The sequence below is a fragment of the Streptomyces sp. genome, assembly GCF_035644915.1.
GTDB lineage: Bacteria > Actinomycetota > Actinomycetes > Streptomycetales > Streptomycetaceae > Streptomyces.
The window spans coordinates 26,422-47,019 of sequence record NZ_DASQNP010000155.1 but is presented as its reverse complement, the minus strand read 5'-3'; the positions used below and the strand labels follow the sequence as shown (position 1 = coordinate 47,019).

18 protein-coding genes are annotated in these 20,598 nt (G+C 73.4%); 11 read left to right on the top strand and 7 right to left on the bottom strand.

Annotated features, from left to right (window positions below):
* Positions 1-7: 7 nt before the first annotated feature.
* Positions 8-835: a methyltransferase domain-containing protein gene (locus VE546_RS17670; RefSeq protein WP_324923381.1), complete on the bottom strand. Its 828-nt coding sequence runs from the start codon at positions 833-835 to the stop codon at positions 8-10.
* A 70-nt stretch (positions 836-905) separates the two neighbouring features.
* Between VE546_RS17670 and VE546_RS17665 the strand changes: the two genes are divergently transcribed.
* Entirely contained in the window at positions 906-2,426 is a 1,521-nt protein-coding gene (locus tag VE546_RS17665) for a PLP-dependent aminotransferase family protein (protein WP_324923379.1), read from the top strand.
* 94 nt (positions 2,427-2,520) lie between these two features.
* Positions 2,521-3,423: a DMT family transporter gene (locus tag VE546_RS17660; protein WP_324923424.1), complete on the top strand. Its 903-nt coding sequence runs from the start codon at positions 2,521-2,523 to the stop codon at positions 3,421-3,423.
* 82 nt (positions 3,424-3,505) lie between these two features.
* Here VE546_RS17660 and VE546_RS17655 read toward each other — a convergent pair whose 3' ends face one another.
* The gene (locus VE546_RS17655; RefSeq protein ID WP_324923376.1) at positions 3,506-4,102 is read right to left on the bottom strand and encodes a HEAT repeat domain-containing protein; all 597 of its coding nucleotides are present in this window, start codon (positions 4,100-4,102) and stop codon (positions 3,506-3,508) included.
* Between the two features lie 325 nt (positions 4,103-4,427).
* On the opposite strand from VE546_RS17655, the gene VE546_RS17650 reads away from it, so the two are divergent.
* From VE546_RS17650 to pssA, 9 genes are all read left to right on the top strand, one after another.
* A complete protein-coding gene (locus VE546_RS17650) occupies positions 4,428-6,212 on the top strand; it encodes a 3-hydroxyacyl-CoA dehydrogenase family protein (RefSeq protein ID WP_324923374.1) in 1,785 nt (594 codons plus the stop codon).
* Positions 6,213-6,319: 107 nt separating this feature from the next.
* Positions 6,320-7,105: a TetR family transcriptional regulator gene (locus tag VE546_RS17645; RefSeq protein WP_324923372.1), complete on the top strand. Its 786-nt coding sequence runs from the start codon at positions 6,320-6,322 to the stop codon at positions 7,103-7,105.
* Positions 7,106-7,483: 378 nt separating this feature from the next.
* Positions 7,484-8,821, top strand: coding sequence for a crotonyl-CoA carboxylase/reductase (ccrA, locus tag VE546_RS17640; RefSeq protein WP_324923370.1), 1,338 nt, complete (start codon positions 7,484-7,486; stop codon positions 8,819-8,821).
* Between the two features lie 8 nt (positions 8,822-8,829).
* Complete coding sequence (locus VE546_RS17635) at positions 8,830-10,860, top strand: protein meaA (RefSeq protein WP_324923368.1); 2,031 nt, start codon at positions 8,830-8,832, stop codon at positions 10,858-10,860.
* Complete coding sequence (locus tag VE546_RS17630; protein ID WP_324923366.1) at positions 10,857-11,849, top strand: CoA ester lyase; 993 nt, start codon at positions 10,857-10,859, stop codon at positions 11,847-11,849. The genes VE546_RS17635 and VE546_RS17630 overlap by 4 nt, the downstream gene beginning before the upstream one ends.
* Positions 11,850-11,938: 89 nt before the next feature.
* Positions 11,939-12,472: a MaoC family dehydratase gene (locus VE546_RS17625; protein WP_324923364.1), complete on the top strand. Its 534-nt coding sequence runs from the start codon at positions 11,939-11,941 to the stop codon at positions 12,470-12,472.
* A gap of 1 nt (position 12,473) precedes the next feature.
* Positions 12,474-13,679, top strand: coding sequence for an acyl-CoA dehydrogenase family protein (locus VE546_RS17620; protein ID WP_324923362.1), 1,206 nt, complete (start codon positions 12,474-12,476; stop codon positions 13,677-13,679).
* A 180-nt stretch (positions 13,680-13,859) separates the two neighbouring features.
* Positions 13,860-14,507, top strand: a complete 648-nt coding sequence (locus tag VE546_RS17615) for a phosphatidylserine decarboxylase (protein ID WP_324923360.1) — start codon at positions 13,860-13,862, stop codon at positions 14,505-14,507.
* Positions 14,494-15,354: a CDP-diacylglycerol--serine O-phosphatidyltransferase gene (gene pssA, locus VE546_RS17610; protein ID WP_324923358.1), complete on the top strand. Its 861-nt coding sequence runs from the start codon at positions 14,494-14,496 to the stop codon at positions 15,352-15,354. The genes VE546_RS17615 and pssA overlap by 14 nt, the downstream gene beginning before the upstream one ends.
* Before the next feature lie 223 nt (positions 15,355-15,577).
* Here pssA and VE546_RS17605 read toward each other — a convergent pair whose 3' ends face one another.
* Genes VE546_RS17605 through VE546_RS17585 form a run of 5 tightly spaced genes read right to left on the bottom strand, consistent with a single transcriptional unit; the run spans position 15,578 to position 20,483 of the window.
* Complete coding sequence (locus VE546_RS17605) at positions 15,578-16,852, bottom strand: ABC transporter substrate-binding protein (protein ID WP_414720512.1); 1,275 nt, start codon at positions 16,850-16,852, stop codon at positions 15,578-15,580.
* Positions 16,849-18,012, bottom strand: coding sequence for a branched-chain amino acid ABC transporter permease (locus VE546_RS17600; protein ID WP_414720511.1), 1,164 nt, complete (start codon positions 18,010-18,012; stop codon positions 16,849-16,851). The genes VE546_RS17605 and VE546_RS17600 overlap by 4 nt, the downstream gene beginning before the upstream one ends.
* Positions 18,005-18,895: a branched-chain amino acid ABC transporter permease gene (locus tag VE546_RS17595; protein ID WP_324923356.1), complete on the bottom strand. Its 891-nt coding sequence runs from the start codon at positions 18,893-18,895 to the stop codon at positions 18,005-18,007. The genes VE546_RS17600 and VE546_RS17595 overlap by 8 nt, the downstream gene beginning before the upstream one ends.
* Positions 18,892-19,689 carry an ABC transporter ATP-binding protein gene (locus tag VE546_RS17590; protein ID WP_324923354.1) on the bottom strand — a complete coding sequence of 266 codons (798 nt, stop codon included), beginning with the start codon at positions 19,687-19,689 and terminating at the stop codon, positions 18,892-18,894. Before VE546_RS17590 ends, VE546_RS17595 begins: the two co-directional genes overlap by 4 nt.
* The gene (locus VE546_RS17585; protein WP_324923352.1) at positions 19,677-20,483 is read right to left on the bottom strand and encodes an ABC transporter ATP-binding protein; all 807 of its coding nucleotides are present in this window, start codon (positions 20,481-20,483) and stop codon (positions 19,677-19,679) included. Before VE546_RS17585 ends, VE546_RS17590 begins: the two co-directional genes overlap by 13 nt.
* Between the last annotated feature and the right edge of the window lie 115 nt (positions 20,484-20,598).

The window sequence follows — 20,598 nt, the reverse complement described above, 5'->3', positions numbered from 1 at the left end:
CGCCGCCTCAACGGGGCGCGCCGCAGGGCGGGTTGACGGCGACGGCCTTGAAGAACGTGTAGTGGAGGGTGCCGTCGTCGTCGGCGATCCGGCGCAGTTCGGCGATCCCCCGGTCCCAGTCGTCCGGGGTGGTCAGGCCGAGGGCCAGCGCGTCGTCCCGGACGCCCTCGAACAGGGCGATGAAGGTGTTGCGGGTGAAGCCCTCGACCAGCTCCGGCCGGGTCCGGTCGGCGTAGACCGTCCGCGGGCGCACCACGACGTCGCCGTATCCGGCGCCGGTCAGCAGCGGTTGCAGCCTGCGGCCGATCAGCGCGTCGCCGCCGGCGGCGGCCTGCAACCGGACCTGGCAGTCGATCACCGCGCGGGCGCGGGCGCCGTCGGGGTGGAGGAGCGCCGACCCGTGGTCGCCCTCGACCACGGTGATGCTGCCGCCCGGCCGCAGCAGGCGGCGCAGGTCGCGCAGTGCCCGCTCCGGGTCCCACAGGTGCTCCAGCACGAAGCAGACGAAGAGGTGGTCGAAGGACGCGTCGGGGAACGGCAGGTCGAACAGGTCGGCGCGGTGCCACTCGACCGCCGCCCCGGGGCAGTGGGCCGCCACCCTGGCGCGGGCCCGTTCCAGGGAGTCCCCGTCGACGTCGACGGCGGTGATGTGCGCCCCGGGGCTGCCCGTGACCAGGTGCACCGTCTGGGCACCCACCCCGCAGCCGGCCTCCAGCACCCGGCTGCCCGCGGGGTAGGCGGTGCCCTGGTGCAGCAGTGCCGCCAGGATGTCCGCCTGGTCGCCCAGCCGTCGGGTCTCCTGCTCCGAGTACCCGTGCACGTAGTCGACCGTCATCGCGCCCCGCTCTCCCGTCGTTGTTCCCGATCCGGTGTTCACGGCTCCACCCTGGCCGCACAATGGCCCGGTGGACAGAGCCAAAGACAGTCCTGCCGACCGGTCCAAAGAGGCCGGGCTCCAGGCGGTCCGGCCCCCGGCCGCCGGGGCCGACTTCCTCCAGCTCGACATCGGCGAGGCACCGGCCGGCGGGCTGGCCGACTGGCTGGCGGGGCGGCTGCGGCTGGCGATCGCCGACGGCCGGCTGCCGGTGGGCAGCCGCCTGCCCGCCACCCGCGTCCTGGCGGCGGAGCTGCGCGTGTCCCGGGGCGTGGTCACCGACGCCTACCGACGGCTGGGCGAGGACGGGCACGTCGCCGGGCGCGGCCGGGGCGGGACGGTCGTCGTCGCCGCGCCCGTCCGGGCGCCCGCGCCGCCGACGCCTCCCGCGCCCGCCGGTCCGCCGTCCCCGGAGGCGGTCTTCGCCGCCGCGCCCGGCCCGGACGTCTTCGACCTGCTGCGGGCGGCGCCGGCGCGGATCGACCTGACCCCCGGCACACCGGACCTGGCCGCCTTCCCCCGGGCGGCCTGGCAGCGCGCCGAACGCCAGGTCCTCGGCGACCTCGCCTCCCCGGACCTGGGCTACGGCGATCCCCGCGGGGCGCCCGCGCTGCGGCTGGCCGTCGCCGGCTGGCTGGCCCGCAACCGCGGGGTCCGGGTGGACCCCGGCGAGGTGCTGGTCGTCTCCGGCACCGCCCAGGCCCTCACCCTGTTCGCGCAGGTGCTCCACGACGAGGGGGTGCGCGCGATGGCGGTGGAGGACCCCGGTTCGCTCGGCGCCCGGATGCACCTGAACGCCCGCCGGCTCGCCACCCCGCCGGTCCCGGTCGACGCCGAGGGGGTGCGCGTCGGCGACCTGCGCGCCACGGGCGCCCCGGTGGTGCTGCTCACCCCGGCCCACCAGTTCCCCACCGGCGTGGTGCTCAGCGGGGACCGGCGCCGCGAGCTGATGCGGTGGGCGGCCGGGGGCGGGCTGGTCTTCGAGGACGACTACGACGCCGAGCACCGCTACGACCGGCCGCCCGTCCCCGCCCTGCGGTCGATGCTCCCGGACCGCGTCGTCTACGCCGGCAGCGTCTCCAAGCTGCTGGCGCCCGCGCTGCGGGTGGGCTGGGTCCTGGCGCCCCCGGCGTACCGGGACGCCCTGGTGGACGCCAAGCGGTACGCCGACCTGGGCAACGCCGTGCTGCCGCAGCTCACCCTGGCACGGCTGATGGAGTCGGGCGAGCTGGAGCGCCACCTGCGCCTGCTGCGCGGACGCCACCGCCGCCGCCGGGACGCCATGGTCGGGGCGATCGGGAGGCACCTTCCGGGGGCGGTGGTCTACGGGGCGGCGGCGGGCCTGCACCTGATGGTCACCTTCGACGCCGGTTTCGCCGACACCGACCTCGCGGCCGCCGCGCTGGAGCGGGGCGTGAAGGTCCATCCGCTGTCCTGGCACGCCCGGCTCCCGCACCGGCCCGGGCTCGTCCTGGGGTACGCGGCCCGGACGCCGGACGAGATCGGCGAGGCGGTGGCGGTCCTGGGCACCGTCGTGCGGCGCCTGCTCTGAGCCGCAGCCGAGCGCGCAGGCGGGCCGCGTCCGGAGCCCCGGGAATTCACGTGCCGCGCGGCGCCCGATCGTCGACAATCCACGCGTGGTCATCATGAGCGTCGACAAGGCCGACCGCGGCCCGTTCCCCCGATCGTCCCTGACCGCGCTGGCCGGACGCGCCTTCGGCGCGATCCCGCCGCCGGCACTGGTGCTGCTCGGCATCGTCAGCGTTCAGGTGGGCGCGGCAGTGGCCAAGCACCTGTTCGGCGCGGTGGGCAGCTTCGGGACGGTCGCGTTGCGGCTGTTCTTCGCGGCAGCGGTGCTGGTGCTGGTGTGGCGGCCGTCGCTGCGCGTGAACCGCCGCACGTGGACGGTGGTGCTCGGCTACGGCGTGACGCTCGGCCTGATGAACCTGTGCTTCTACCTGGCACTGGCCCGGATTCCGCTGGGGATCGCGGTGACCGTCGAGTTCCTCGGGCCGCTGGCGGTGGCCCTGGCCGGGTCGAGACGGTGGCTGGACGCCTTCTGGGCCGTGCTCGCGGCAGGCGGTGTGGTCCTGCTGATGGAGGGACGCGGCGACCTCGACCTCGTCGGTTTCCTGTTCGCCCTCGCCGCGGGGGTGTGCTGGGGCCTGTACATCCTGGTCGGCGCGGCGTTGGGCCGCCACACCACGGAAGGCAACGGCCTGGCCCTGGGAATGGCCGTCGCGGCACTGGTGGTCGTACCGTTCGGCGTGGCCGACGGCGGGACGGCGCTGGTTCAGCCGTGGGTCCTGGTCGCGGGGCTCGGCGTGGCGCTGTTGTCGTCGGTGATCCCGTACTCGCTGGACCTGGAAGCGCTGCGCAAGATCCCACCGCGCGTGTTCGGCATCCTGATGAGCCTCGAACCGGCGATGGCGGCCCTCGTCGGTCTCGTCGTGCTCCGGGAGTCGCTGCACTGGTCGCAGTGGCTCGCGGTGCTGTGCGTGGTGGCCGCATCGGCGGGTGCCACACGGAGCACCCGCCCGGACGCCTGACCTCCGGCAACGGCAGGAGCGGTCACCTCGCCGGTGCCGGACGTGCCGCCGGGCCGATCGGAGGTTTCCGCGCCGCGGCGGGTCACAGCCGGAGCAGCGCCTCGTTCGCCGCGGCGCGCAGCTCCGGGCGTTCCCGGGCGGCGAGCAGCACCAGCCGGGCCCGCCGGTCGCCGAGCGCCCCCAGCCCCTCCACGCAGGCCCGGGCCACCGGCCAGTGGTGGGCGGGCCCCGCCAGGAGCCGGTCCAGGACGCGGATCAGCGTCGGTACGGAGGAGGGCGCGCGCAGGGCGGCCAGCAGCCGCACGGGGTGGAGGGCGTAGGAGGTGCGCAGTTCGTTCTCGGCCAGTGCCACCGCGGCCCGGGCGGTGCGCGGGTCGCCCAGGCGCAGCAGGGCCCGGGCGGCGGCGGCGCCGCGGGGCGGGTCGCGGTGGTTGAGCAGGAACACCAGGGTCTCGAAGGCGCGGCGGTCGCCGGCCCGGCCGAGGGTGCAGGCGGCCAGTTCCCTGGCCCACAACGGGCGCGCGGGGGCGGTGAGTTCGGCGGCCAGCGCGTCGCGGGCGGCGGGGGTGTCCCGCCGCGCCAGGGCGAGCAGCCGCTTGAACTCCTCCGGTTCCGCCTCGGCCCGCAGCCGCGCCACCAGCGCCTCGTCCACCGTGCCGGCCGTGTCGTGCACGTCCACCACCCCGCTCCCTCCCTGTGGCCCGCACCACATCCCCGGAAGCGGTCTACCCACTGGTGTTCTTGTTACCCACAAGTTAGCCTGCCCGACGGAGCGGTACCCCCGCTCAGGCGGCCTGGTGACGCGGCCGCCTGATGAGCAGTCGGTTCAGCACGCGTACGCAGGACGGGCACACGGCCCCGGGACAGGGCCGGTCTCGCCCGCTTCTCCCCCTGCCGTACGACGCGGGTCGGCGCGGTCGCGCGCGCCCGCGTCCACTCCTCTTCTCTCCTTTCTTCCAGCTCTTCCCGTCGTCACCGTCTCTTCTCCTCCCTGGAGTCCCGTGATGGACCGTCCCACCCTCTCCACCGTCGCCGTGGTCGGCCTCGGCACCATGGGCACCGGCATCGCCGAGGTCCTGGCCCGCGCGGGCCGCGAGGTCATCGGCATCGACACCGACCAGGACGCCGCCCGCCGGGCCGCCGCCGCGCTGGAGGCGTCCACCGCCCGCGCCGTGGAGCGCGAGCGCCTCACCGAGCGGGAGCGGCGCGACGTCCTCGCCCGCTTCCGCACCTTCGGCGACCTCCAGGCCGCCGCGGAGGCCGATCTGGTCATCGAGGTCGTGCCGGAGGACTACGGGCTCAAGCACCGGGTGATCACCGAACTGGACGGCATCGTCAAGCCGTCGGCCGTCATCGCCACCGGCACCAACGCGCTCTCGGTCACCCGGCTGGCCGCCGACTCCGCGCGCCCCGAGCGCGTGCTGGGGATGCACTTCTTCAACCCCGCGCCCGCGATGAAGCTGGTGGAGATCGTCTCCAGCGTGCTGACCGCCCCCGAGGCGGTCGCCGCGGTCACCGACCTCGCCCTCGACCTGGGCAAGGAGCCGATCGCGGTCGGCGACCGGCCCGGCTTCGTCGCCGACGGACTGCTGTTCGGCTACCTCAACCAGGCCGCGGCGATGTACGAGTCGCGGTACGCCACCCGCGAGGACATCGACGCCGCGATGCGGCTGGGCTGCGGCCTGCCGATGGGCCCGCTCGCCCTGCTGGACCTGATCGGCATCGACACCGCCCGCACCGTGCTGGAGGCGATGTACGCCGAGTCCCGCGACCGGCTGCACGCGCCCGCCCCGGTCCTGGGGCAGCTCACCGCGGCCGGTCTGACGGGGCGCAAGGCCGGGCGCGGCTTCTACACCTACGACGGTCCGGGCTCCTCCGCCGTGGTGCCGGACGCGCTGACCCCGCGCGCGGACGGGCGGGCCGGGACGCCGCGCGAGGTGCGCTCCGTCGGCGTGGTGGGCTCGGGCACCATGGCCGCCGGCATCGCCGAGGTGTTCGCCGGGGCGGGCTACCCGGTGGTGCTGGCCGCCCGGAGCGAGGAGAAGGCGGAGAGGGCCAGGGCCCGCATCGCCTCCTCGCTGGAGCGGTCGGTGCGCAAGGGGCGGATGACGGCCGGGGAACGGGAGGAGACGCTCGCCCGGATCACCCCGGCCGGTGAGCCGGCCGCGCTGTCCGGCGTCGACCTGGCGGTCGAGGCGGTGGCCGAGGACCTGCGGGTCAAGAAGGAGCTGTTCACGGCGCTGGACGGGGTGTGCAGGCCGGGCGCCGTGCTGGCCACCACCACCTCCTCGCTGCCCGTGGTCGCGTGCGCCCGGGCCACCTCGCGCCCGCGGGACGTGATCGGGATGCACTTCTTCAACCCCGCGCCCGCGATGAAGCTGGTGGAGGTGGTCCGCACCGTGCTGACGGACGACGACGTGCACGCCACCGTGCGCGAGGTGTGCGGGCGGATCGGCAAGCATCCGGTGGACTGCGGCGACCGGGCGGGCTTCATCGTCAACGCGCTGCTGTTCCCGTACCTGAACAACGCGGTGAAGATGGTGCAGGCGCACTACGCGAGCATGGACGACATCGACGCGGCGATGAGGCTCGGCGGCGGCTACCCGATGGGCCCGTTCGAGCTGCTCGACGTGGTGGGGCTGGACGTGTCCCTGGCGATCGAGCGGGTGCTGCACCAGGAGTTCCGCGAGCCGGGCCTGGCCCCCGCGCCGCTGCTGGAGCACCTGGTGGCCGCGGGCTGCCTGGGCCGCAAGAGCGGGCGGGGCTTCCGCGAGTACGCGAGGCGGTGATCCCGGCGCGCCCGGCGCACCCGCCCCACGCGGACCCCGGGTGGGGCGGGCTGCTGGAACGTGGCTGCTCACCCGCGGTTTGCAACGCGGCGTGTAACGTTCCACACATGTCCCAGCCCGTTGAATCCGCCCGTCCGCACGTGCCGAACCAGCGTCTGAAGATGCGCCGCGAGCTGGCCGCCGCCGCGATGGAGCTCTTCGCCACCAAGGGCTACGAGGAGACCACGGTCGACGAGATCGCGGCGGCGGCGGGGGTGGCCCGGCGCACCTTCTTCCGGCACTTCCGCTCCAAGGAAGAGGCGATCTTCCCGGACCACGACGACACCCTGGAGCGCGCCAAGGCGGTGCTGGACGCGGCCCCCGCCCACGAGAACCCGCTGGACACCGTGTGCCGGGGCATCAAGGAGGTCCTGAAGATGTACGCGGCCTCCCCGGCCGTCTCGGTCGAGCGCTACAAGCTCACCCGCAAGGTGCCCACCCTGCGGGAGCGGGAGATCGCGTCCGTGGCGCGCTACGAGCGCCTGTTCACGCGCTATCTGCTGGGCCACTTCGACGAGACCGCCGTCTCCCACCGGGACGGGGAGGACGACGGGCTCGACGAGCCGCTGCTCGCCGAGGTCGCCGCGTCGGCGGTGGTCACCGCGCACAACCACGTGCTGCGGCGCTGGCTGCGCGCGGGCGGCAAGGGCGATGTGGAGGCCCAGCTCGACCGCGCCTTCGCGATCGTGCGGCGGACCTTCGGCACCGGCTTCGTCGCCGGCCGGGCCGCCGCCGGGGCGCCCCCCGCCGCCACCGCCAGGGCCGAGAACGAGGTGCTGGTGACGGTGGCGCGCACGGACGCCCCGCTGGACCAGGTCATGCGCACGATCGAGCAGGCCCTGCGCCGCGGCTGAGCGCCCCGGGCCCCGCGGCGTCCCCGCACCGCCCCGCGCCCCTCCGTACAACAGCACAGATCCGGACGAACGCCTGTGGCCGCCTCCCCCCGGAGGCGGCCACAGGCGCTCATGCGTGCACCGCGCTCAACGGATGAGAGAAATTCCTGGCACCCAGTGTCTTGTGTGCTGGCACGCAGTGCCATAACGTGAGCCGTGTCCGGGCACTGTCCCCACGGCCGGTCCGTGCGTCCGGACGCCCGCGTCACCGGCACTTCCAGCGCTACCGCGCCGAGCCGCACTCCCCCGCCGAACCGACGGCACCAGCAGCTCATCAGCACGACCGGACAAGACCCCAGCGACCCCTCAAGCGTCCCGAACGCTCGCCGGAGGCCACACGTGAAGGAAATCCTGGACGCGATCCTCGCGTCGGACAGCACGCCCGCGGACTTCGCCCACCTTCCCCTGCCCGAGTCCTACCGCGCGGTGACCGTGCACAAGGACGAGGTGGAGATGTTCGCCGGGCTGTCCACCCCCGAGAAGGACCCCCGCAAGTCGCTGCACCTGGACGAGGTGCCGCTGCCGGAACTGGGCCCCGGCGAGGCGCTGGTGGCCGTGATGGCCAGCTCGGTGAACTACAACTCGGTGTGGACCTCGATCTTCGAGCCGGTGCCGACCTTCGCCTTCCTGGAGCGCTACGGCAAGCTCTCCCCGCTGGCCGCCCGCCACGACCTGCCGTACCACATCATCGGTTCCGACCTGGCGGGCGTGGTGCTGCGCACCGGCCCCGGCGTCAACGCCTGGCGGCCCGGCGACGAGGTCGTCGCGCACTGCCTGTCGGTGGAACTGGAGTCGGCCGACGGCCACGACGACACCATGCTCGACCCCGAGCAGCGCATCTGGGGCTTCGAGACCAACTTCGGCGGCCTCGCCGAGATCGCCCTGGTGAAGTCCAATCAGCTCATGCCCAAGCCCGCCCACCTGACCTGGGAGGAGGCCGCCGCCCCGGGCCTGGTGAACTCCACCGCCTACCGGCAGCTCGTCTCCCGCAACGGCGCCGCGATGAAGCAGGGCGACAACGTGCTGATCTGGGGCGCCAGCGGCGGACTGGGCTCCTACGCCACCCAGTTCGCCCTCGCCGGCGGCGCCACCCCGATCTGCGTGGTCTCCAGCCCGCAGAAGGCCGAGATCTGCCGCTCCATGGGCGCCGAGGCGATCATCGACCGCACCGCCGAGGGCTACCGGTTCTGGAAGGACGAGCACACCCAGGACCCGAAGGAGTGGAAGCGCTTCGGGGCGCGCATCCGCGAACTGACCGGCGGCGAGGACGTGGACATCGTCTTCGAGCACCCGGGACGGGAGACCTTCGGCGCGAGCGTCTACGTCACCCGCAAGGGCGGCACGATCGTCACCTGCGCCTCGACCTCCGGCTACATGCACAGCTACGACAACCGCTACCTGTGGATGAACCTCAAGCGGATCATCGGCTCGCACTTCGCCAACTACCGCGAGGCGTGGGAGGCCAACCGCCTCATCGCCAAGGGGAAGATCCACCCCACGCTGTCGAGGACGTACCCCCTGGAGGAGACCGGCCAGGCCGCCCACGACGTGCACCGCAACGTCCACCAGGGCAAGGTCGGCGTGCTGTGCCTGGCGCCGCGGGAGGGCCTGGGCGTCCGCGACCCCGAGACCCGCGCCGAGCACCTCCCGGCCATCAACCGCTTCCGGAACGTCTGAGGTCTCCCGTGGGCGAGCACGAGAAGCACCAGCGCAGGCCCAAGGACCGTCCGTGGCTGATGCGGACGTACGCCGGACACTCCACCGCCGAGGCGTCCAACGAGCTGTACCGGCGCAACCTGGCCAAGGGTCAGACCGGTCTGTCGGTCGCGTTCGACCTGCCGACGCAGACCGGCTACGACCCCGACCACGTCCTCGCCCGCGGCGAGGTCGGCCGGGTCGGGGTGCCGGTCTGCCACCTCGGCGACATGCGGCGGCTGTTGAAGGACATCCCCCTGGAGCGGATGAACACCTCCATGACCATCAACGCCACCGCCATGTGGCTGCTGGCGCTGTACCAGGTGGTCGCCGAGGAGCAGGGCGCGGACGTCTCCCGGCTCTCGGGGACCACGCAGAACGACATCGTCAAGGAGTACCTCTCGCGCGGGACGCACGTCTTCCCGCCGGGCCCGTCGCTGCGCCTGACCACCGACCTCATCGCCTACACCGTGGCGCACATGCCCCGGTGGAACCCGATCAACATCTGCAGCTACCACCTCCAGGAGGCCGGGGCCACCCCCGTCCAGGAGATCGCGTACGCCATGTCCACCGCCATCGCGGTGCTGGACGCCGTGCGCGACTCCGGGCAGGTGCCGCCGGAGCGGATGGGCGACGTCGTCGGCCGGATCTCCTTCTTCGTCAACGCGGGCGTCCGCTTCGTCGAGGAGATGTGCAAGATGCGGGCCTTCACCCGCATCTGGGACCGCATCACCCGCGAGCGGTACGGGATCGAGGACCCCAGGCAGCGCCGCTTCCGCTACGGCGTCCAGGTCAACTCGCTCGGCTTGACCGAGGTCCAGCCGGAGAACAACGTCCAGCGGATCGTGCTGGAGATGCTGGCCGTCACCCTCTCCAAGGACGCCCGCGCCCGCGCCGTGCAGCTCCCCGCCTGGAACGAGGCGCTCGGCCTGCCCCGGCCCTGGGACCAGCAGTGGTCGCTGCGCATCCAGCAGGTCCTCGCCCTGGAGAGCGACCTGCTGGAGTACGACGACCTGTTCGCCGGGTCGCGCGTGGTGGAGGCCAGGACCGCGGAGCTGGCCGAGGGCGCGCTCGCCGAGATCGGGCGCATCCAGGAGATGGGCGGTGCCCTGGCCGCGGTGGAGTCCGGCTACCTCAAGGCGCAACTGGTCGCCTCGCACGCCGAGCGCCGGGCCCGGATCGAGTCCGGCGAGGAGAAGGTCGTCGGGGTCAACTGCTTCCGGGAGACCGAGCCGAGCCCGCTGACCGCCGACCTGGACGCGGCCGTGCTGACCGTGGACCCGGCCGTCGAGGCCACGGTGGTGGCCGCGCTCCACCGCTGGCGCGACGAGCGGGACGAGGCCCGCGCCCAGCAGGCCCTGGCCGGGCTGAAGAGGGCCGCCGCGGGCGACGCCAACCTGGTGCCGGCCACCCTGGAGTGCGCCCGGGCCGGGGTGACCACCGGGGAGTGGGCGTGGGCGCTGCGGGACGTCTTCGGCGAGTACCGGGCCCCGACCGGGGTGGGCGGCGCGCCCCTGGCGACCCCCGCCGAGGAGGGCTCCGCGCTCGCCGCCGTACGGGCCAAGGCGGCGGCCACCGCCGCCGAGCTGGGCTGCGGCAGGCTGCGGCTGCTGGTCGGCAAGCCCGGCCTGGACGGGCACAGCAACGGCGCCGAGCAGATCGCCGTACGGGCGCGCGACGCGGGCTTCGAGGTGGTCTACCAGGGCATCCGGCTCACCCCCGAGCAGATCGTCTCGGCGGCCGTCGCCGAGGACGTGCACTGCGTGGGGCTGTCGATCCTCTCCGGCTCGCACGCCGAGCTGGTGCCCGACGTGCTGGAGCGGCTGCGCCGCGCCGGTGCGGGCGAGGTGCCGGTCGTCGTCGGCGGCATCATCCCGCGCTCCGACGCCGAGGCGCTGCGCGCCGCCGGGGTCGCCGCGGTCTTCACCCCGAAGGACTTCGGCATCACGGACATCATCGGCCGTATCGTCGACGAGATCCGCACCGCGAACAAGCTCGACCCCCTGGAGGTCCCCGCATGACCACCGCACCGTCCGCCGGAGCCGCCGGAGCCGGTTACGACCGGCTGCGTCCGCGCCGCTCCTGCCTGGCCGTGCCCGGCAGCAACCCGCGCTTCCTGGAGAAGGCCCAGACGCTCCCCGCGGACCAGGTCTTCCTGGACCTGGAGGACGCCTGCGCCCCGCTGGCCAAGGAGGGCGCGCGCCACCAGATCGTGGACGCGCTCAACAACGGCGACTGGAAGGGCAAGACCCGGGTCGTGCGGGTCAACGACTGGACGACGCACTGGACGTACCGCGACGTGATCACGGTCGTCGAGGGCGCCGGCCCCAACCTGGACTGCATCATGCTGCCCAAGGTGCAGGACGCCACCCAGGTCCGGGCGCTGGACATGCTGCTGACCCAGATCGAGAAGACGATGGGTCTGGACGTGGGCCGCATCGGCATCGAGGCGCAGATCGAGAACGCCCGGGGCCTGGTCAACGTCGACGAGATCGCGGCGGCCTCGCCGCGGCTGGAGACCATCGTCTTCGGCCCGGCCGACTTCATGGCCTCCATCAACATGAAGTCCCTGGTCGTGGGCGAGCAGCCGCCCGGCTACCCGGCCGACGCCTACCACTACATCCTGATGCGCATCCTGATGGCGGCCCGCACCCACGATCTCCAGGCGATCGACGGCCCGTACCTGCAGATCAAGAACGTGGACGGCTTCCGCGAGGTCGCCGGCCGCGCCGCCGCGCTCGGCTTCGACGGCAAGTGGGTGCTGCACCCGGGCCAGGTGGAGGCGGCCAACGAGGTCTTCTCCCCGTCCCAGGAGGACTACGACCACGCCGAGCTGATCCTCGACGCGTACGCGTACTTCACCTCCGAGGAGGGCGGCAAGAAGGGCTCGGCGATGCTCGGCGACGAGATGATCGACGAGGCCAGCCGCAAGATGGCGCTGGTCATCGCGGGCAAGGGCCGGGCCGCCGGCATGCGGCGGACCTCGAAGTTCGAGCCGCCCGCCGGCTGAGGCTCCCGGGAGCGGGCCGCCCCCCGCGGGGAAGGGGGCGGCCCCGGGCCGGGCACCGTTCGTCCACCACACCACCGGAGAGTCACACCATGCAGTTCGGCCGCACCTACGAGGAGTTCGAGGTCGGGGACGTCTACCGGCACTGGCCCGGCAAGACGGTCACGGAGTACGACGACCACCTCTTCTGCCTGCTGACCATGAACCACCACCCGCTCCACCTGGACGCCCACTACGCCGAGGGGACGACGGACTTCGGCCGGAACGTGGTGGTCGGCAACTACGTCTACTCGCTGCTGCTGGGCATGTCCGTGCCGGACGTCTCCGGCAAGGCGATCGCCAACCTGGAGGTCGAGTCGCTCCGGCACGTGGCGCCGACCTTCCACGGCGACACGGTCTACGGCGAGACGACGGTGCTGGACAAGGTCCCGTCGCGCTCCAAGTCCGACCGCGGCATCGTCCACGTCGAGACCCGGGGCTACAAGCAGGACGGCACCCTGGTGTGCGTCTTCCGCCGCAAGGTGATGGTGCCCACCGCCGAGTACGTCGAGAAGCGCGGGGGCGAGCAGCCCGGCCGCCCCGAGCCGCGCGAGGCCGGGCGGAACGCCGAGAAGGGAAGCGAGTGAGATGGGGCGCCTGGCGCAGACCGAGGGGCTGACGGACGTCCAGCGGGAGATCCTCTCCACCGTCCGTGACTTCGTCGACAAAGAGATACTTCCCGTGGCCACCGAGCTGGAGCACCGGGACGAGTACCCGGCCCAGATCGTGGAGGGCCTGAAGGAGCTGGGGATCTTCGGCCTGATGATCCCCGAGGAGTACGGCGGCCTGGGTGAGTCGCTGCTCACCTACGCCCTGTGCGTGGAGGAGATCTCCCGCGGCTGGATGAGCGTGTCGGGCATCATCAACACCCACTTCATCGTCGCGTACATGATCAAGCAGCACGGCACGCGGGAGCAGAAGGAGTACTTCCTGCCGAGGATGGCGGCCGGCGAGGTCCGGGGCGCCTTCTCGATGTCCGAGCCGGGCCTGGGCTCGGACGTGTCGGCGATCACCACCAAGGGCGTGCGCGACGGCGACGAGTACGTCCTGACCGGCCAGAAGATGTGGCTGACCAACGGCGGCACCTCCTCCCTGGTCGCGGTGCTGTGCCGGACCGACGAGGGCCACCCCGACGGCACCCCGCCCCACAAGTCGATGACCACCTTCCTGATCGAGAAGGAGCCCGGATTCGGGCAGGTCAAGCCGGGTCTGACGATTCCCGGCAAGATCGACAAGATGGGCTACAAGGGCGTCGACACCACCGAGCTGATCCTGGACGGCCTGCGCGTCCCGGCGAACCGGGTCCTGGGGGGCGAGACCGGCCGCGGCTTCTACCAGATGATGGACGGCGTCGAGGTCGGCCGGGTGAACGTGGCCGCCCGCGGCTGCGGCGTGGCGCAGCGCGCCTTCGAGCTGGGCATCGCCTACGCCCAGCAGCGGCACACCTTCGGCAAGCCGATCGCCCAGCACCAGGCGATCCAGTTCAAGTTGGCCGAAATGGCCACCAAGGTCGAGGCGGCGCACGCCCTGATGGTGGGCGCCGCGCGGAAGAAGGACTCCGGACGGCGCAACGACCTTGAGGCGGGCATGGCCAAATACCTCGCCTCGGAGTACTGCAAGGAGGTCGTGGAGGACGCGTTCCGCATCCACGGCGGTTACGGTTTCTCCAAGGAGTACGAGATCGAGCGGCTCTACCGCGAGGCCCCGATGCTCCTGATCGGTGAAGGCACTGCCGAGATCCAGAAGATGATCGTGGGACGACGCCTCCTGGAGGAGTACCGACTCCAGGGGTAAGATGCCTCCTTCGGGGTGTTTTCCCGGGAATGGGACCGCACCCCGACCGGGGGCGTCCCGAGGAGTTCCCGGTCCGGACTGGCGCTCTGGCTTGCCCAGTTGCCACCGGTAACCGATAGCATCCCGGGAAAGCCGCCGTCCCCCGTGTATACGCGGCACCCTCCGCTACGAAGGTCATCCATGCCCCACAGCCCATCCTCTGCACAACGCGGCCGTATCCGTCTCGCGCGCGGAGCGTCGCCGTGGCTCCTCCCGACCGTTGCCACCGCCGCCCTCGCCCTGGCCCGCGCCAGACGCTCCCGGCGCGCGGCCGTGGCAGCCGTGCCCGCCACCGCCCTGGCGGCGGGCATGCTGTGGTTCTTCCGCGACCCCGAGCGCGAGATCGCCCAGGGCCGCGTCCTCTCCCCGGCCGACGGCGTGGTGCAGAGCATCATGCCGTGGAAGGACGGGCGCACCCGCGTCGCGATCTTCATGAGCCCGCTGAACGTCCACGTCAACCGCGCCCCGATGGCGGGCACGGTGACGTCCGTGGAGCACGTCCCCGGCGGGTTCGTCCCGGCGTTCAACAAGGAGAGCGAGAACAACGAGCGGGTCGTCTGGCACTTCGACACCGAGCTGGGCGACATCGAGATGGTTCAGATCGCCGGCGCCGTGGCCCGGCGGATCGTCCCGTACGTCGAGCAGGGCACGAAGGTCGAGCAGGGTGAGCGGATCGGTCTGATCCGCTTCGGTTCGCGCGTGGACCTCTACCTCCCGGAGGGTGTCGAGGTCGCCGTCGAGGTCGGCCAGCCCACCACCGCGGGGGTGACTCGCCTTGACCGTGATTGACCCCGGACGCCAGACCTGGGTGCCTGAGGCCGAGGTCGGGGACGGCGCCGACGAGATGGACGACATGCCGCTGTCGATGCGGCTGTCGATAGCCGACGCCCTCACCCTCGGCAACGCCACCTGCGGCTTCATGGCGGTGTACTTCACCACCACCGGCGTGCTGATCCCGCACCTGACCGGCAGCGGGGACGGCGGCATGGCGCGGCACAGCGCCGCGACCGCCGTGATGCTGATGCTGCTGGCGTCGGTGTTCGACCTCTTCGACGGGCTCGTGGCGCGCAAGCTGCGCAGCTCGGCGATGGGCGCGGAGCTGGACAACCTCTCCGACCTGATCAGCTTCGGGCTGGCGCCCGCGTACTTCGTGCTGGTCTGGGGGATGGTCGCCAACGACGCGCACCAGCGGTTCTCGGCGCTCGCCGCGATCGTGGTGCTGCTGGCGGTGGTGCTGCGCCTGGCGAGGTTCTCCTGCGTGACCCTGCCCAACGGGGTGTTCCAGGGCATGCCGAGCCCCTTCGGGGCGCTGACGGTCGTCTCGATCGTGCTGCTGGAGCTGCCCTTCGTCCCGAGCCTGCTGGCGATCGTCGGGGTGGCCTGGCTGATGGTGAGCCGGGTGGAGTACCCCAAGCCGCGCGGCTGGCTGGCGGTGGCGATGCTCGGCTGGATCGTGCTGAGCATGGGCCTGCTGACGGCCTGGGCCTTCGACGCCCCGGGCGGTGAGCTGCTGCTGGAGACCGGCTGCGCGCTCCAGCTCGTGCTGGGCGCGGTGATCCCGCTGTTCGCCACCGCGCGGCGGGTCAACGCCTTCCGCGACCACCGCCGCGAGGCGCGGGCGGCGGCGCAGTCCTAGAGGACCGCGAGGACGGCCGGTCCACCTCGGGCGCCGGACGGGTTTCGACCCGTCCGGCGCCCGATCGCTTTTCGTCCGTCTTCCCCACTGCCCCGTCCGGCGGACGGCACACCCGTCGGCGGGAGGCGAAACTCCCGTCACCGGCGGGTGTGAGGAGGTGTGAGGACGGCCACGTCCGCCCGGTGGGCGGCGGCGGCCGGGAGGCGGGCCGCCGGGTGCCGGGTCACTCCCCGAAGGAGAAGGCCCGGGCGTGCTCCGAGGCCGCGGCCGGGCGGTGCACCTTCAGCCCGCCCTCGGTCTCCGCGTCGGGCTTGAGGATGAAGCTCTGCCGTGTGGAGGGCAGGTCCGGGTCCGAGAAGTCGTGCCTGATGCCGAAGCCGCCGTCGTAGGCGTCCAGGGACAGCAGGGCCTCCGCGACGCCCTCCCGGGTGAGGTCCTTGCCCTCGCACGCCTTCTTCAGCGCCGTGCCGAAGGCGGAGGCGGCGCTCCATCCCGCGGCCACTCCGTTGTCCAGGACGTCGCCGGGGTAGGCCCTGGCGTACTCCCGGGCGAGCCTGGCGGGGCCGGGCTCCGCCGAGCCGATGGGCAGGGTGGAGGCGGCCACGTAGTAGTCCTTCCGCAGCGCCGGGCCCGCCTGGGTCTCCAGCAGTTGCGGGGCGAACGCCGAGTTGTTGCCGACGACCGGCACGTCCAGGCCGCCGGCCGCCGCCACCCCGGCCAGGGAGGCCGCCTGGCGCGGCCCGGCGCTGATCACCACGGCCTTCACCCCGGCCCGTTTGAACGCCGCCACCTGCGCCGACATGTCCTCGTCGGTCGGTTTGATCTTCTGCTCGACGAGGGTGAGCCCGGCCCGCTCCGCGACGTACCGGGAGCCCTCCAGGGCGTTCTCCCCGTAGTCGCCCTCGAAGTAGACGTGGCCGATCCTGTCGCCCCGGGCGATCCTCTTCTCCTTCAGGAGGAAGTCGACGGCGTTGACCGTCTCCACGTCGTACGTCGCGCCGACGGTGCGGACGTACCGGCTGCCCAGCAGGTGGGCGGACCAGGCCTGGGGCAGCACCAGCAGTTTGTCCCGGGTGTCGATCCGCTCCTTGACGGCGCTGACGAACGGCGAGCCGAGGAACTGCACGAAGCCCACCACCCGGGGCTGGAGCTCGGTGTAGGCGGGGATGGCCCTGCCCGCGTCGTAGCCGTGGTCGCGGACGGTCAGCTCCAGCTTCCGTCCGCAGATCCCGCCGTCCTCGTTGATCCGGTCGACGTAGAGCTGCTGGGCCTGGGTGACGCTCTTGCCCAGGGAGGCGTAGACGCCGGTCATGTCGGTGAGGGCGCCGATCCGGATGACCTCGTCCGTCACGCCCTTGTCGGTCCGCACTCCCCCGGCGCCCGTGCCGCCGGAGCCGCCGTCGGCCGCCTTGCCGCTGCACCCGGCCGCGAGGAGGGTGAGGACGGCCGCGGCGAGCGCCGCCGCCGTGCGTGGTGTGCGCGTCTTCATGGTCTTCATGCCTCGTCCTTCATGAGGGGTCCGCGGCGGGCGGCGAGCCGCACCAGGCCGCCGGGCAGGAACAGCACGACGGCGACGATCGCGGCGCCGTACAGGTAGCGGGACATCTCACCCGGGGCGACCCCGCCCGTGCCGGGGGCGGAGACCAGGGGCAGGGCCTCGCTGTAGCGGGTGAGGACCTGGGGCAGCAGGGTGACGAACGCGGCCCCGGCGACGGCTCCCGCGACCGAGCCGAGACCGCCGATGACGATCATGGCCAGGTACTCCAGGGAGAGGACGAGCCCGAAGTACTCCGGCACGGCCTGCTGGAGGACCAGGGCCAGCAGCACCCCGGCCAGGCCCGCGTACATCGAGGACAGCACGAAGACCGCCGCCCGGTGGCGGGCGACGGGCACGCCCATCACCCCGGCCGCGATCCGGTGGTCGCGGATGGCGTGCATCGCCCGGCCGGGCCGGCCGCGCAGCACCCCGCGGGCGAACAGGACGCACAGGGCCAGCAGGACCAGCCCGGCGTACCAGAGCTTCTCCATCGCCTGGAACGGCACGGCGGCGACCACGGTCTCGCTGTCGTCGAAGGTGATGCCGAACAGCGACAGCGGCGGCACGGCGCGGCCGTTGTAGCCGCCGGTCAGGTGGTGGGCGTTGAACAGCACGTGCTGCCCGACGAAGATCAGCCCCAGGGTGGCGATGCCCAGGTACGCCCCGCGCAGCCGCCCGGCGATCGGGCTGAACGCCCCGCCCGCCGCGCCCGCCAGCAGCACCGCGAGGACCACCGCCAGCCAACTCGGCAGCCCCAGGCCGGCCGGTTCCCCGGCGCCGTCCCCGCCGTCCCCGGCCAGCACGCAGTAGCCGTAGGCGCCGACGGCCAGGAAGAAGGCGTGGCCGAGGGAGAGCTGGCCGGTGGCGCCGGTCAGCAGGTTCAGGCCGATCGCGCCGATGGCGGCGGCCATGGCCAGCAGCCCGGCCTGGAGCCAGAAGCGGTCCAGGTAGAAGGGGAGGGCGAGCAGCACCGCGCCCCCGGCCGCCGCCGCGTACACCGCGGGGCGGCGCGGCCGGCCCAGGCGCGGGGCCGGGCGGCCGGACGCGGCGCGGTCGCGGCCGGCGCCGGGGCGTTCGGGGGCGGGGTGCTCGGTGACGGCGGGACCGGACGACTCAGACACGGGCGGACTCCCTCGTTCCGAACAGGCCGGTCGGCCGCACCAGCAGGACCAGGATCATCACCAGGTAGGGCGCCAGGTCGCCGATGCCGCGGCCCAGGAAGGCCAGCTCGCTCTGGTAGCCGGTGGCCAGGGACTGGACGACGCCGATGACCAGCCCGCCGGCCAGGGCGCCGGTCGTGGAGTCCAGGCCGCCCAGGATCGCGGCGGGGAACGCCTTGAGGGCCGCCAGGGAGGTGCCGCGCTCCAGGCCCGGGGTGGGGAAGACGCTCAGGAACAGGGCGGCCACCGCGGCCAGGGCGCCGGCCACGGCCCAGGCGGACAGCGAGACGCGGCCCAGCCGGATGCCCATCAGCGCCGCCGTCTCCGGGTGCTCGGCCGCCGCGCGCATCGCCACGCCCCAGGAGGTGAGGCGGAAGGCCAGCAGGAAGGCGCCGATGATCAGGGCGGCGGCGGCGAAGGCGGCCACCCGGGTCTGCGGGACGGCGACCGGCCCGAGGGTGAGGACCGCATCGCCCCACGGGTCGCCCATGGGGTGGACGCGGGAGCCGATCCGGCGGGTCAGCTCGGTGATCAGGACGATGTCGACGCCGATGGTGACGATGGCCAGCACGCCGTGGTCGCGTCCCCGGTAGCGGCGGACCACCAGGAACTCGATCAGCGCGCCCAGCGCCGCGGCGCCGGCGACGCCCACCGCCAGGGCCGGCCAGAAGCCGATGTCGTCCCCGAGCACGGCGGTGAGGTAGCCGCCGGCCAGCAGCAGGGAGGCGTGGGCGAAGTTCACCACCTCGGTCGCCCTGAAGACGATCACGAAGCCGAGGGCGATCAGGGCGTAGACGGAGCCGATGGACAGTCCGCCCAGCAGCAGTTCGGCGAAGGTCGTCATGCGGTCGCCGCCTCCTGCCCCAGATAGGCGCGGAGGACGGCGGGGTCGCGCTGCACCCGCCCGGGCGGCCCGTCGGCGATCCGGCGGCCGAAGTCGAGCACGGTCACCGCGTCGGCGAGCCGCATCACCAGCCCCATGTCGTGTTCCACCAGGACGATCGAGATGCCCAGGCCGTCGCGCACGCCCGCGACGAGCGAGGCGGTGCGGCGGCGTTCGGCGGCGGTCATGCCGGCCACGGGCTCGTCGAGCAGCAGCAGCCGGGGCTCCGCGCACAGCGCGCGGGCGAACTCCACCAGCTTGCGCAGCCCGTACGGCAGCGTCCCGGCGGGCCGGTCCAGGTGCCGCTCCAGGCCGGTGAAGGCGGCGATCTCGCGCACCCGCGCGCGGTGCCGGGCCGCCTCGCGGGCGGCGGAGGGCAGCCGGAGCCCGGCGGCCAGGAAGCCGGCCCGGGTCAGCCGGTGGCGGCCCAGCATCAGGTTGTCGGCGACCGTGGCGTGCGGGGAGAGCGCGATGTTCTGGAAGGTGCGGGCCACGCCGAGGGCGGCGATCCGGTGCGGGGCCAGGCCGGTCAGCTCGTCGTCGCCGAGGCGGACGCTGCCAAAGGAGGCGCGGCAGACGCCGGAGAGCACGTTGAGGGTGGTGGACTTCCCCGCGCCGTTGGGGCCGATGACCGCGTGCACGCTGCCGGGCTCGACGGTGAAGGAGACGCCCTCCAGCGCGGTGAGCCCGGCGAAGCGCACGGTCAGGTCGCGCACCCGCAGCGGCGGGACGTCCGGGGCCGTCACGCCGACCACCTGCGCAGGGCCGGGACGGGGGCGGGCGCGGCGGAGGCGGAGCCGGGTGCGGGGTCGTCGGCGATGCCCAGGTAGCGGCGGCGCACCTCGTCGGAGGCGGCGAGTTCGTCCGCCGGTCCGGCCAGGGCCACCTCGCCGACCTCCAGCACGAACGCCTTCGAGGCCAGCCGCAGCGCGACGGCCGCGTTCTGCTCGACCAGCAGCACCGAGGTGCCCTGGGCGTTGATCTCCCGTACGGTCTCGGCGATCCGCTCGGCCATCAGCGGGGCCAGGCCGAGCGAGGGCTCGTCCAGCAGCAGCAGTCTCGGCCGGGCCATCAGGGCACGGCCCATCGCCAGCATCTGCTGCTCGCCGCCGGAGAGCAGCCCGGCCCGCTGGTGGGCCCGCTCGGCCAGCACCGGGAACAGGTCGTGCACCCGCGACCGCGCCTCCGCGACCGCGCGGCGGCCCCCGCCCGCCCCCAGGGCGCCGGCGCGGAGGTTGTCGGCCACGGTCATCCGGGCGAACACCTGCCGGCCCTCGGGGACCTGCACCACCCCGGCGGCCACCACCCGGTCGGGGGTGAGCCCGTCCAGGCGCCGCCCGGCGAAGACGACCGAGCCGGAGCCGATCGTCCCGCCGTGGAAGCGCAGGGTGCGCGAGATCGCCCGCAGCAGGGTCGTCTTGCCCGCACCGTTGCCGCCGAGGACGGCGACCACCGCGCCCTCGGGTACGTCCACGGAGACCGCGTTCAGCGCCCGTACCGGGCCGTAGCCCACGGACACCTCCCGCACCTCCAGCGAAGCGGCCGCCATCGGCCCTCCTCCTCGTCCGTCCTGCTTCCGTCCTGCTCGCCCGGCGGGCCCACCGGGGATCACGGCGCTCACCCCAGCACCGGCCGCGGCGGCCGTCCACGCGGGCGGCCGGATC